A 13,142-nucleotide genomic window follows, 5' to 3' on the forward strand; every position below is an offset into this window, starting at 1 on the left:
GCCAGTGTGCACCACACCCGCCGTCCGGGCCGTGGGTCACGCCGGGGCGTCGCCGTGGTCGGTGCGGGCCGCCGTCCTGGCGGCCGGCCTCGCCGCCGCGGGTCCGGCGGGTGTCGCACGCGAGAGCCGTCCGGCGCGGGACCGTCTCGGGCGCGGAGCCCTCGTGGGCTCCTGCCCGTGCTGCGGCGGGGCAGTCCGGTGGGCCCTCCGGTGCGGGCGGCGGGCCTCCACGGGTCCGGTGACGCTGTCCGGCCGTGCCGTGGGCCTCGGTCCCCCACCTGCGGGAACACCGTCTCCCCGCGCGCGGGGAGGGCCGCCGTGTCGTCGACCACCCCGGGAAACGGCGGCCCCCATACCCTCGGCACGACTCCCCAAACAGAAGGTGCTCTAGATCACACCCTCCCGCCTTTTTCGAGGTGCCACCGCCTTGATACAAATTGCCCCGCGCGTTCCTGTCCGTCGACAGCCGCCCAATCCCCCTTCTTGAGCCGCTCCTTTCGCATGCCCTGGGAACGCCCGTGTCCGCCCGCACCACCACGCCCTGGCCCCTCGTCGCCCTTTTCACGGCCGGGTACCTCGCCGCGTATCTCCTCCCCACCACCGTCGGCCGCCTCGACGCGGGACTCCCGCTGTCGGCGACCCAGGCCGGAGCCATCGGCAGTGTCCTGCTGCTGAGTTCGGCGTCGGCCGGCTTCCTGCTCGCTTCCCGCGTCGACCGTTTCGGCCCCCGCCGGCTCGCCCGCGCCGGGCTGCTCCTCGCGGTCGCGGGTTACGGCACCGCCGCGCTGTCGACCGCGCTCCCCCTCGTGGTGGCCGGCGCGGTCGTCGGCGGCTTCGGCTCCGGTACGGCCACCACGGTCGCCGCGACCGGGATCGCCGGCCGCCGCGATCCGCACCGCGTCACCACCATGGGTCTGCTCGGCGTCTCCGCCCTCGCCGGCGCGCTGTATCTGACGATCCCGCACCTGGGCCCGGCGCACGGCGTCCCCCTCGCCGCGATCGCCGTCACGGCGCTGCTCGTCCTGCCGCTGACGGGCCGTCTGCCGGCCCGCTCCGCGGCGACGCGGACCGTGCGCCCGGCCGGCCCGCTGCCGTACCGCCGCTCCGGCCTGCTGCTCGCCGCGGCGATGCTCTTCTGGTCGCTCGCGCAGAACTCCCTGTGGGGGGTGAGCGGCCGGATCGGGCTCACGCAGGCGGGGCTCGGCGAGGTGACCGTCGGCGCGGTGTTCGCGGTGGCGCTGGGCGCGGGGCTCCTCGGCGTCGTGTGCGCGGGCCTCCTCGGACCGCGGCTCGGCGGGGCCCTGCCGATCGGCCTGGGCACGGTGCTGATCGCCGGCTGCATCGCGCTGAGCGCGGCGGCGTCCGACCTGACGTCGTTCGCGACGGGTGAGATCGCCTGGAACACGCTGTATCCGGTGGTCCTGTCGTACGTGATCGGTCTCGCCGCGTCGATGGACCGGCGCGGCCGGTGGGCGGTCCTCGTCGGCTCCGCGTCCTCGCTCGGTACGGCGTGCGGGCCGCTCACCGGCAGCCTGCTGTCGGCGCGGGCGGGTTATCCGGCGATGGGCCTGGTCCTCGCGGCCGGCCTGCTGCTGGTCACCGTCCCGATGACCCTGGTGGCCCGGCGCCCGCGCCGCAGCCAGGTCGTGGAGATCCCCGTCGTGGAGATCCCGCTCGCCGAGATCCCGGTCGGGGACATCCCCGTACCCGAGACGGCGGCCGGGGAGAGCAGGGCCGGGCGGGTCACGGGCGCGGACGTGGCGGGCCTGGCGGACCTTCTCGCGGACAGCCCGTCCGCCGAGGACCCGTTCGCGCGTCTGCCGATCGTCGAGATCCCGGTCGCCGGGAGCCCGCTGGACGCCGTGCCCGCCCCACGGGAGGCGTACGGCACGGCCGGCCCGCGGCACGCCGGAGCGGCGACGGCGGCGTCCGCGACGGAAGGCGTGTGAGGCGTGTGACCCGTCCGCAGTGGAAGGCGCGCGAGGGCCGGCCGGGGAACGCCCGGCCGGGCTCCCGCCCCCGTCACGAGAACGCGTACGCCTCCACCTCGGCGATGTAGCGGGCGCGCCGCTCCTCGTCGTGCTCCAGGAAGGACGCCTCGAACGAGTTGCGCGCCAGTTCCCGCAGCCGCTCGGGGCCGAGCCCCAGGGCCTCGCGCACCGCACGGAAGGTGTCACCGGCGTAGCCGCCGAAGTAGGCGGGGTCGTCGGAGTTGACCGTGCAGAGCAGGCCGGCGTCCAGCATGGCGGGCAGCGGGTGCTCGGCCAGCACGTCCACTGCGCGCAGCCGTACGTTCGACAGCGGGCACAGCGTCAGCGGCACCCGGTCCCGGACGAGTCGTTCGACCAGCTCGGGGTCCTCCATGCAGCGCAGCCCGTGGTCGATGCGCTCGACGCCGAGGACGTCCAGTGCTTCGGTGATGTAGGCGGGCGGGCCCTCCTCGCCCGCGTGCGCGACGCGCCGAAGACCGAGCGCGGCGGCGGCCTCGTACACCTCGCGGAACTTGGCCGGCGGGTGACCGACCTCGGCGGAGTCGAGGCCGATGCCGACGATCCGGTCGAGGTGGGGCTTCGCGGCCTCCAGGGTGTCCATGGCGGACTCGGCGGACTCGTCGCGCAGGAAGCACATGATCAGCTGGGTGGAGACGCCGTGGGTCTCCTCGCTGCGCCCGAGCGCCCGCCACAGCCCCTCGACGACCGTCCCCATGGACACGCCCCGGGCGATGTGCGCCTGCGGGTCGAAGAAGATCTCGGCGTGCCGCACGCCCTGCGCGGCGGCCCGGGCGAGATAGGCGTCGGCCAGGTCGGCGAAGTCCTGCTCGGTCCGCAGCACGGCCATGAGCTCGTAGTACAGGTTCAGGAACGACTGGAGGTCGTCGAAGAGATACGCCTTGCGCAGGTCCTCGGTGTCCGCGTACGGCAGGGTCACGCCGTTGCGGGCGGCGAGCGCGAAGGCCAGCTCGGGTTCGAGGGTGCCTTCGATGTGGAGGTGCAGTTCAGCCTTGGGGAGGGACATCGAAGCATCGTACGGTCGGATCCCGGACAGTCCGAAACCGGCACCTTCCCGGCACCTTCCCGGCACCGGACCATGGTCCGGCCGGCCCGGGCCGGCGGGCGGCGGACGTCACCGGCGTTTCGGGACCGGGACTCTCACGAGGTCGTGGGCCACCGTCAGTTCGCCGTCGAAGCCCGCCGCGCGGGCCTCGTGCTCGAAGGCGGCGGGGTCGGAGTAGCGCTGGCTGAAGTGGGTGAGCACGAGATGCCGGACGCCCGCCTCCTTGGCGACCCGGCCCGCCTGGCCGGCGGTCAGGTGCCCGTGGTCCGAGGCGAGCCGGTGGTCGCCGTCGAGGAACGTCGACTCGATGACGAGCAGGTCGCAGTCCTCGGCCAGCGCGTCCACGCCCTCGCAGAGCCGGGTGTCCATGACGAACGCGAACCGCTGGCCGCGCCGCACCTCGCTGACGTCGTCCAGGGAGACGCCGCGCAGCGTGCCCTCGCGGTGCAGCACCCCGACGTCGGGGCCCTTGATGCCGTGTTCGGCGAGCCGCTCGGGCAGCATGCGCCGGCCGTCCGGTTCGACGAGGCGGTAGCCGAAGGACTCGACGGGGTGCGAGAGCCTGCGGGCCTCCAGGGTGTACGCGGGGGTCGTGGCGAGGACTCCGTCGTCCGCGACCGGTGCCTCGGTGATCCCGACCGTCTCGCGATAGGCGGTGGAATGGCGCAGCCGCTCGAAGAAGTGCTGTCCGGAGAGCGGGTAGTGGGCGGTCACCTCGTGCGGGACGCGGTCCAGGTTGACGCGCTGGATCACGCCGGGCAGGCCGAGCGCGTGGTCGCCGTGGAAGTGGGTGACGCAGATGCGGTTCAGGTCGTGCGCGGCGACGCCGGCCCGCAGCATCTGGCGCTGCGTGCCCTCGCCGGGATCGAAGAGGAGACCCTCGCCGTCCCAGCGGAGCAGGTAGCCGTTGTGGTTGCGGTGCCGGGTCGGGACCTGGCTGGCGGTCCCGAGGACGACCAGTTCACGTGCGGACAAGGCCGGTTATCCGGGGGGCCACTGCAGTCCGCGGCCGCCCAGGAGGTGGGCGTGCGCGTGGAAGACGGTCTGTCCGGCGCCGCTGCCCGTGTTGAACACGACGCGGTAGCTGTCCAGCTTCTCCTCGGCCGCGACCTCGCCGGCGTCGCGCAGGACGTCCGCCGCGACGGTGGGTTCGGCGGCCGCGAGGGACGCGGCGTCCGGGTAGTGCACCTTGGGGATGACCAGGATGTGGGTCGGGGCCTGCGGGTTGATGTCGCGGAACGCCACGGTCGTGTCCGTCTCGCGCACCAGCGTCGCCGGGATCTGTCCCGCCACGATCTTGCAGAACAGGCAGTCGTCCTGCGGCTCGCCCATCATGCGTGTGCCTCCTCGCGCCGGCCGGTCATTACCCTGCGCATGCTAGTCGCCCGGGCGGGACGGACGGTTCACGGCCGCCCCGCCCCGCCGGTCACGAGCCGCCCCGCCGGTCACAGCGGCGGCAGTGCGGGTGCCGTCTTGGCCGGGTTCTCCTCCAGTGCGGCGAGCGCGATCCGGATCGCCGCGTCGAGCTGGGTGTCGCGGCCGGCCGCGTGGTCCTGCGGGGCCTGGACGACCTCGACGTCGGGATCGACGCCGTGGTTCTCCACGTTCCACTCGTAACCCTCCAGCCAGAACGCGTACTTGGGCTGGGTGACGAGGGTGCCGTCGACGAGGCGGTAGCGGCTGTCGATGCCGATGACGCCGCCCCAGGTGCGGGTGCCGACCACGGGGCCGATGCCGAGTGCCTTGATCGCCGCGTTGACGATGTCGCCGTCGGAGCCGGAGAACTCGTTGGCGACGGAGACGACGGGTCCGCGCGGCGCGTCCTCCGGGTAGCTGTAGGGACGCAGTCCGCGGGGCAGGTCCCAGCCGACGATCCGCCGGGCGAGTTTCTCGACGACGAGCTGGGAGGTGTGGCCGCCGCGATTCTCCCGCACGTCCACCACCAGACCCTCTCGGGTCACCTCGATGCGCAGGTCGCGGTGGAGCTGCGCCCACCCGGAGCCGACCATGTCCGGCACGTGCAGGTAGCCGAGTCGTCCGCCGGACCGCGCGTGGACGTAGGCGCGCCGGTCGGCGACCCAGGCGTGGTAGCGCAGGGGTTCCTCGTCGGCGAGCGGTACGACGACGGCGTGCCGCGGGTCGCCGCCGCCCGCCGGGGAGACGGTCAGCTCGACCGGTTTGCCCGCCGTGCCGACGAGCAGGGGGCCGGGGCCCGCGACGGGGTCGACCGGCCGGCCGCCGATCGCGACGATCGCGTCCCCGGCGCGCACCGCGACGCCGGGCGCGGCGAGCGGGGCCCGCGCGTCCGGGTCGGAGGTCTCCGAGGGAAGGATGCGGTCGATGCGCCACCTGCCGTCCTCGTGGCGGGAGATGTCCGCCCCGAGGAGACCCTGGGCGCCGTCGCCGCCGCGGTGTCCGCCGCGCGGGGTGACGTACGCGTGGGAGGTGCCGAGTTCGCCCTGGACCTCCCAGAGCAGATCGACGAGGTCGTCGTGGGTGGCGACCCGGTCGAGGACGGGCCGGTACCGGTCGAGGACGGCGTCCCAGTCGACGCCCCCGAGGTCGGGCCGCCAGAAGTTGTCGCGCATGAGGCGGCCGGTCTCGTCGTACATCTGGCGCCACTCGGCGGCCGGGTCGACGGTCTGGCGCACCCGCGAGAGGTCGACGGTGATGTTGGTGTCGCTCTCGTCGTCGTTCGACGCGCGCCGGTCGCTGGGCACGACCTTGAGCTTTCCGTCCGTCCACAGCAGGACCCGTTTGCCGTCGCCGGTGACGGTGAAGTGGTCGGCGTCGGCGGCGAGATGCTCGATGCGCTGCTGGGCGAGGTCGTACCGCTCCAGCTCGGTCCGCGGGTCCGGGTCGTCCGGGGTGGCACGGGAGGCGCCGAGCACACCGCGGACGGGGTGGCGCAGCCACAGGAGACCGTCCTTGGCCGCGCGCAGGGTGGAGTAGCGGGCGGCCTCGACGGGGAACGGGACGATGCGGTCGGCGAGTCCGTCGAGGTCGATCCGGGTGCTGGGGGTGCCCTCGCTGTCGGGGGTCTCGTCCTTGTCCGGGGCCTCGAAGGGGCGTCCGTGGCGCTGCGGTCCGAAGGGGGACGGCGTGGTCGCGGCGAGGGTGATCAGATACGGCCGGGAGCCGCCGACGAAGGCCAGGTCGAAGACGTGCTCGTCGTAGACGGGGTCGAAGGCGCGGGCCGACAGGAAGGCGAGGTGCTTGCCGTCGAGGGTGAACGCCGGCGCGTAGTCCCGGAAGCGCAGCGGGGTCGCCTCGGTCACCGACAGGTCGGTGGTGTTGGCGATGCGGAGCTGGCGCAGCGGGCGCGGGCCGGGGTGCGACCAGGCGAGCCAGGCCGAGTCGGGCGAGAAGACGAGACCGTCGACCTCGCCGTCCTCGCTGCGGTCGAACTCGCGGACCTCGCCGGTCTCGCGCTCGACGAGCAGGACGCGTCCGTCGTGGGAGGCGACGGCGGCGCGGCTGCCGTCGGGTGCCACGGCGAGGCCGAGGACGCGGCCGAGGGCTCCGGCGGCGAGCCGGCGCGGGGTGGCTCCGGGGGCGGCTCCGGTGGCGGGCGCGAACTCCAGGGCGTCGTCGCCCTCGGCGTCCGTCACCCACACGACGTGTTCCTCGCCCTCGGCGCGGAAGGCGCGGGGCAGCCGGGCGCGGACGCCGGGTTCGGCGGCGAGTGCGCGGGCCGGTCCCGAGCGGTGGGTGATCCAGTGGACGCCGCCGCGCACGGAGACGGCGCTGCCGCGTCCGGTGTGGTCGGGGACGGCGGCGGAGAACCAGCGGGCGGCGTTCACGGGGTGGGGCTGCTGGTCGGCGCGCTGCCCGCCGAGGAGGATGTCGAGGCGGCGGGGCTCGGCTCCGTCGAGGTCGTCGAGGAGCCGGAGTTCACCGGCGGTGGAGTACACCACGCGGGTGCCGTCGGTGGCGGCGTGCCGGGCGTAGAACGCGTCGAGCGGGGTGTGGCGGCGCAGGTCGGCGCCGTCGGCGAGGGAGGAGTACAGGGCGCCGACGCCCTCGTGGTCGGAGAGGAAGGCGATCCGGTCGCCGACCCACAGGGGGTACTCGATGTTCCCGTCGAGGTCCTCGTGCAGGCGGACGAACTCGCCCTCGCCGTCGCGGTCGATCCACAGCTTGCCCGCGGTGCCGCCGCGGTAGCGCTTCCACCAGGCCGCCTCGCGGCCCATCGGGGCGGAGAGCAGGACGACTCCGGGCTCGCCGTGGGCGACGTCGCCGACGGGTCCGTAGGGCAGCAGGGTGGCGGGGCCGCCGTCGAGCGGGACGGCGCGGGCCCAGCTGCGGCGGAGGCTTGCCTGGCCCTGGGTGCTGAGGGCGAGGACGTGTCCGTCGGGGGTCCAGCCGCGGACCTGGGTCCGCGAACTGCCCCAGTACGTCAGGCGTCTGGTGGGTCCGCCGGCCAGGGGGGCGGCGTAGACCTCGGGGGCGCCGTCGCGCGTGGACGTCCAGGCGACGGTCGTGCCGTCCGGGGAGACGCGCGGGTGGTTCACCGGTGCGTTGTCGGCGCTGACGCGCCAGGCGCGGCCGCCGCCGTCGAGGGGGGCGGCCCAGATGTCGTCCTCGGCCGTGAAGACGGCCAACTCGCCGTGCAGATGCGGAAACCGGAGATACGCGGAGGCTGCGGACTCTGTCACCCGGTCACCCTATGCAGCCGGGACGCGGCCCGACAGGGGTTCGGATCACTTGATCCGTGGACGGCCGGGCAGGTCACTTGCCCTGTGCGGGCCAGCAGGTGGGGTCGCCCTTGCACCACATGGTCTTCGTGACGGTGACCGTGACGGTGGGGTCGGGCCCGTTCGGAGGACGGTAAGTGGCGGGTGGGGTGGGGTTGTTGGTGGCGCCGCAGTTGCCGAGGCCGCTCACGTGGAACCACTGCTTGCCGCCGACGGTGGCGGTCAGGTCGCCGCGCACGCAGGCGCCGTCGACGGCGCGGGTGACCTTGCCCTTGACGACGATGTCCCGTCCGTCGTCGGTCTGGCCCTGGCAGTCGACGCTCGCGACGGTGTTCTCGGTCGGCGCGGGCGACTTGCCGGGCGTGTAGACCTTGCCGGCGTTGCCGTAGTTGGCGGTACAGGTGAGCCACCGCACGTTCACGTTCTGCCGTTCGAGCTGCTTGGTCGCCGTCTGGTCGGTGGTGTACGCCACGATGGCGGCGCTCAGTCCGTCCCCGGGTTCGCACGCGGTCGCGCCGAACACCCCGGCCGCGCCCAGCCCGAGGGCCATCAGCGCCCGCCTGCGCCCGCTCCGGCTCCTGATCCGTCTCAAAGCCCCCATGGACGGCAGCGTGCCACCGCGGGGCGCGGTGCGGTAGACCGCATGCGGCCATGAGGGGCACAACCACCCGAAGGAGTTCCGGGCACCGGCCGGGCCCGGTTCAGCCGAGGAGGAGCAGCCACTCCTGGAGTTCCACGAGGTTGCCCTCGGGGTCCCTGAGGTGCGCGACGCGCATCCGGTCGGTCATGGGGGCCGGTCCGTGGAGCACGTCCGCGCCGCGCGAGACCAACTGCTCGCAGTAGGTGTCGAGGTCGTCCACCCGCAGCACGACCAGCGAACGGTGTCCGGTGACGTCCTCGCCGATCTCGCCCAGCACCTCGGCCATCATCGCCCGGTCCTGGAGGGCGATGCCGGCGGATCCGGTGACGGGGCTGAACTTCTCGTACGGTCCCCCGGTCGCGCCGGACTGCGGCTTGAGGCCGAGGACCTCGGAGTAGAAGCGGTAGCAGGCGGCGAAGTCGGAGACGAGCAGCCGTACCTGGGCGAGTTCCATGCGGATCCCCCGTGGTTGGGCGGGCGGTTGGGGTCAGGACCAGCGGCCGGTGCGGGCCAGCAGCAGTGCGGCGGCCACGGTCCCGGCCGTCGACGTACGCAGCACCGTACGCCCGAGGTGGAAGGTCCTCGCGCCGGCCTCGGTGAAGAGCGCGACCTCCTCGGGGGAGATCCCGCCCTCGGGGCCGACGACCAGGACGATCTCCCCGGACTCGGGCAGTGCCGCGGTCGCGAAGGGCTCGGTGCCCAGCTCGGTGTCCTCGTGCAGGACGGCGGCGAGGTCGGCCTTGGCGAGAAGTGCGGCAACCTGTCGGGTCGACATGGCGTCCGCGACCTCCGGGAAGCGCACCCGGCGGGACTGCTTGCCGGACTCGCGTGCGGTGGCGCGCCACTTGGCGAGCGCCTTGAGACCCCGGTCGCCCTTCCACTGGGTGATGCAGCGGGAGGCGGCCCAGGGGACGATGCCGTCGACGCCGGTCTCCGTCATGGTCTCGACGGCCAGTTCGCCCCGGTCGCCCTTGGGCAGCGCCTGGACGACGGTGATCCGCGGAGCCTCGGCCGGCTCCTCGCTCACCGAGTCCATCCGGACGACGAGCCGGTCCTTGCCCTCGGTGTCGAGGACGACGCAGTCCGCCCAGCGGCCGGCCCCGTCGGTGAGGACGACGTCCTCTCCGGCGCGCAGCCGCTTCACGGAGACGGCGTGCCGTCCCTCGGGGCCGTCGAGGACGTAGCGTCCGCCGCCGCCCGCGTCGAAGTGGTCGACCAGGAACACGGGTGCCGTCATCGGGCCGTGCCCCCGTCCGGGGTGTCGCCGGGCGACGACAACGCTGTCCTGGCGGCGGCGAGTTCGGCGACCAGTACCTCGACCAGCTGTGCGGCGGGCAGGTCGCGCGCCATGCGGTGGCCCTGGCCCGCCCACAGCGCCATGCCCTGCGCGTCGGCCGCCTTGGCGGCCGCCTTGCGCAGCGGCGAGGTGAGGTGGTGGACGTCCGGGTACGCGGCGGGGGCGTAGGGGCCGTGCTCGCGCAGGAACCGGTTGACCAGGCCGCGGGCCGGGCGTCCGGAGAAGGCGCGGGTCAGTTCGGTGCGGACGAAGAGCGGGTTGGTCAGCGCGTCCTTGTGGACGGCGTTCGCGCCGGATTCGGGGGTGGCGAGGAAGGCGGTGCCGAGCTGGGCCGCGTCGGCGCCGGCGGCGAGGACGGCGGCGATCTGGCTGCCGCGCATGATGCCTCCGGCGGCGACGACCGGGATGTCCACGGTCTCGCGGATCTGGGCGACCAGGGAGAGCAGTCCGATGCCCGCGCGGTCGGTCTCCGGGTTGTCGCGGTGGGTGCCCTGGTGTCCGCCGGCCTCGACGCCCTGGGCGATGACGGCGGCGGCGCCCGCCCGCTGCACGGCGAGGGCCTCCTCGGCCGTGGTCGCGGTGACCAGGGTGAGGGTGCCGGCGCGGTTCAGTGACTCCAGCACGTCCTGGGCCGGGATGCCGAAGTGGAAGGAGACCACCGGGACCGGGTTGTCGAGGAGGACGGCGAGTTTGGCGTCGTAGCCGTCGTCACGGCCGCTGTCCGGGTCGCCGAGTTCGGTCTCGTACCAGGCCGCCTCACCGGCGAGCTGGTGGGCGTAGACCTCGACCGCCGAGGAGTCCGCGTACTCCGGCTGCGGCATGAACAGGTTGACGCCGAAGGGACGGCCGGTCAGCCCGCGCAGTTGTTTGATCTCCTGGTACATGCCGTCGGCCGTCTTGTACCCGGCGGCGAGGCATCCGAGCCCGCCGGCCTCGGACACGGCGGCCGCGAGCTGGGGGACGGAGACGCCGCCCGCCATGGGGGCCTGCACGATCGGGTGAGGGAAGAGATCGGTCAGCGCGGAGGACATGACGGCATGTTGTCACGTCCTCCGTACAAGTCCGAATCCGGCCGTCCGCTCGGTTACGGGGTGGCGCGGCGGGCGGTCACGGGGCGGGAACGCCGCCCCGTGCCGCCGTCGCGTCAGCGTCCGTTGAAGGCGTCCTTCAGCCGGGAGAAGAGCCCCTGCTGCCCGGGCTGGAACTGGCCGGTGGGCCGCTCCTCGCCGCGCAGCGCCGCGAGCTCGCGCATGACCCTCTCCTGCTCCGGGTCGAGCTTGGTGGGCGTGGTGACCTCGACGTGCACGATGAGGTCGCCCCGGCCGCCGCCGCGCAGGTGCGTGACGCCCCGGCCGTGCAGCGGGATCGACTGGCCGGACTGCGTGCCCGGACGGATGTCGACCTCCTCCATGCCGTCGAGGGTCTCCAGGGGCACCTTGGTGCCGAGGGCCGCGGCCGTCATCGGGATCGTGACGGTGCAGTGCAGGTCGTCGCCGCGACGCTGGAACGTCGAGTGCGGCAGCTCGTGGATCTCGACGTACAGGTCGCCGGCGGGGCCGCCGCCGGGGCCGACCTCGCCCTCGCCCGCGAGCTGGATCCGGGTGCCGTTGTCCACACCGGCCGGGATCTTGACCGTGAGGGTGCGGCGGGAGCGGACCCGGCCGTCGCCCGCGCACTCGGGGCACGGGGTCGGGACCACGGTGCCGAAGCCCTGGCACTGCGGGCACGGCCGCGAGGTCATGACCTGGCCGAGGAAGGACCGCGTCACCTGGGACACCTCGCCGCGGCCGCGGCACATGTCGCAGGTCTGCGCGGAGGTCCCGGGTGCGGCGCCCTCGCCGTTGCAGGTCGCGCAGACGACGGCCGTGTCGACCTGGATGTCCTTCGTGGTGCCGAAGGCCGCCTCGTCCAGCTCGATCTCCAGGCGGATCATGGCGTCCTGGCCGCGGCGGGTGCGCGAGCGCGGTCCGCGCTGCGACGCCGTGCCGAAGAAGGCGTCCATGATGTCCGAGAAGTTCCCGAAGCCGCCCGCGCCGAAGCCGCCGGCGCCACCGCCCTGCTGGGACAGGGGGTCGCCGCCGAGGTCGTAGACCTGCTTCTTCTGCGGGTCCGACAACACCTCGTAGGCGGCGTTGATCTCCTTGAAGCGCTCCTGCGTCTTCGGATCGGGATTGACGTCCGGGTGCAGCTCGCGCGCGAGCCTCCGGAACGCCTTCTTGATCTCGTCCTGGGACGCGTCGCGGCGCACGCCGAGTACGGCGTAGTAGTCCGTGGCCACTTAAGACTCCGCCAGGATCTGTCCGACGTACCGTGCCACCGCTCGTACCGCTCCCATCGTTCCCGGGTAATCCATGCGGGTCGGGCCGACCACGCCGAGTTTGGCTACTGCCTCGCCGCCCGAACCGTAGCCGACCGAGACCACGGACGTGGAGTTGAGTCCCTCATACGCGTTCTCGTGCCCGATTCGCACGGTCATGCTCGAATCCCCGGCCTCTCCGAGCAACTTGAGGAGCACGACCTGCTCCTCGAGCGCTTCGAGCACCGGACGGATGGTGAGAGGGAAGTCATGTCCGAAACGGGTGAGATTGGCGGTCCCGCCGATCATCAGCCGCTCCTCGGTCTCCTCGACAAGTGTCTCCAGCAGGGTGGAGAGCACTGTCGAGACCGTACCCCGGTCCTCCGCCTCGAAGGCGTCGGGGAGGTCCTGCACGAGCTGCGGGACGTCCGCGAAGGGGCGGCCCGCGACCCGGCTGTTGAGCCGGGCCCGCAGATCGGCGAGAGAAGTCTCACCGAACGGGACGGGGCAGTTGATCATGCGTTGCTCGACCCGGCCGGTGTCCGTGATCAGCACGAGCATCACGCGCGCCGGGGCGAGCGAGAGCAGTTCCACGTGCCGGACGGTCGAGCGGGTCAGCGAGGGGTACTGCACGACGGCGACCTGCCGGGTGAGCTGCGCGAGCAGCCGCACCGTCCGGCCGACGACGTCGTCGAGGTCGACGGCTCCGTCCAGGAAGTTCTGGATGGCGCGCCGCTCCGGCGCGGTCATCGGCTTGACGCCCGCGAGCTTGTCGACGAAGAGCCGGTATCCCTTGTCCGTGGGGATGCGTCCGGCGCTGGTGTGCGGCTGGGCGATGTAGCCCTCGTCCTCCAGGACCGCCATGTCGTTGCGGACGGTCGCCGGTGAGACGCCGAGCCGGTGACGCTCGGTGAGCGCCTTGGAGCCGACCGGCTCCTCGGTGCCCACATAGTCCTGGACGATGGCGCGGAGCACCTCGAGCCTGCGTTCACTGAGCATCGCGCACACCTCCAGAAGTCGACTCCGTGGTCTTCGTGGCCTTCGTGGCTTTTCGCCTGGCACTCAACGCGCCCGAGTGCCAGCGTTCCCCGGGCCAGTGTACGGCGGTGAGGCACGACCCCGGCAAGGGCGGGCCTGCGATGTCGTGCGCGACACCCG

At 73.3% G+C, this 13,142-nt stretch carries 11 protein-coding genes; 1 reads left to right on the forward strand and 10 read right to left on the reverse strand.

Going from position 1 to position 13,142, the window contains the following annotated elements; translation table 11 throughout:
- The first annotated feature begins 518 nt into the window (after nt 1-518).
- The gene (locus tag B0675_RS03215; protein WP_081217208.1) at nt 519-1,949 is read left to right on the forward strand and encodes an MFS transporter; all 1,431 of its coding nucleotides are present in this window, start codon (nt 519-521) and stop codon (nt 1,947-1,949) included.
- Nucleotides 1,950-2,022: 73 nt separating this feature from the next.
- Here the strand turns inward: B0675_RS03215 and B0675_RS03220 are convergent, their stop codons facing one another.
- From B0675_RS03220 to hrcA, 10 genes are all read right to left on the reverse strand, one after another.
- On the reverse strand, nt 2,023-3,015 hold the full coding sequence (locus tag B0675_RS03220) for an adenosine deaminase (protein WP_081217209.1): 993 nt from the start codon (nt 3,013-3,015) through the stop codon (nt 2,023-2,025).
- 108 nt (nt 3,016-3,123) lie between these two features.
- The gene (locus B0675_RS03225) at nt 3,124-4,029 is read right to left on the reverse strand and encodes a ribonuclease Z (RefSeq protein ID WP_081217210.1); all 906 of its coding nucleotides are present in this window, start codon (nt 4,027-4,029) and stop codon (nt 3,124-3,126) included.
- A gap of 6 nt (nt 4,030-4,035) precedes the next feature.
- Complete coding sequence (locus tag B0675_RS03230) at nt 4,036-4,389, reverse strand: histidine triad nucleotide-binding protein (RefSeq protein ID WP_081217211.1); 354 nt, start codon at nt 4,387-4,389, stop codon at nt 4,036-4,038.
- 110 nt (nt 4,390-4,499) lie between these two features.
- Nucleotides 4,500-7,712 carry a S41 family peptidase gene (locus B0675_RS03235; protein WP_081217212.1) on the reverse strand — a complete coding sequence of 1,071 codons (3,213 nt, stop codon included), beginning with the start codon at nt 7,710-7,712 and terminating at the stop codon, nt 4,500-4,502.
- 73 nt (nt 7,713-7,785) lie between these two features.
- Nucleotides 7,786-8,301: a hypothetical protein gene (locus B0675_RS03240; protein ID WP_081217213.1), complete on the reverse strand. Its 516-nt coding sequence runs from the start codon at nt 8,299-8,301 to the stop codon at nt 7,786-7,788.
- A gap of 151 nt (nt 8,302-8,452) precedes the next feature.
- Entirely contained in the window at nt 8,453-8,845 is a 393-nt protein-coding gene (locus tag B0675_RS03245; RefSeq protein ID WP_081217214.1) for a VOC family protein, read from the reverse strand.
- A gap of 33 nt (nt 8,846-8,878) precedes the next feature.
- A complete protein-coding gene (locus tag B0675_RS03250) occupies nt 8,879-9,628 on the reverse strand; it encodes a 16S rRNA (uracil(1498)-N(3))-methyltransferase (RefSeq protein ID WP_081217215.1) in 750 nt (249 codons plus the stop codon).
- A complete protein-coding gene (locus tag B0675_RS03255; RefSeq protein ID WP_081217216.1) occupies nt 9,625-10,719 on the reverse strand; it encodes a nitronate monooxygenase in 1,095 nt (364 codons plus the stop codon). Before B0675_RS03255 ends, B0675_RS03250 begins: the two co-directional genes overlap by 4 nt.
- A gap of 113 nt (nt 10,720-10,832) precedes the next feature.
- Nucleotides 10,833-11,966, reverse strand: a complete 1,134-nt coding sequence (gene dnaJ, locus B0675_RS03260) for a molecular chaperone DnaJ (protein WP_081217217.1) — start codon at nt 11,964-11,966, stop codon at nt 10,833-10,835.
- Complete coding sequence (gene hrcA / locus B0675_RS03265; protein ID WP_081217218.1) at nt 11,967-12,983, reverse strand: heat-inducible transcriptional repressor HrcA; 1,017 nt, start codon at nt 12,981-12,983, stop codon at nt 11,967-11,969.
- Nucleotides 12,984-13,142: the final 159 nt, after the last annotated feature.

Origin of the sequence: Streptomyces sp. M41(2017) (genome assembly GCF_002078175.1) — a bacterium.
Taxonomy (GTDB): Bacteria; Actinomycetota; Actinomycetes; order Streptomycetales; family Streptomycetaceae; genus Streptomyces.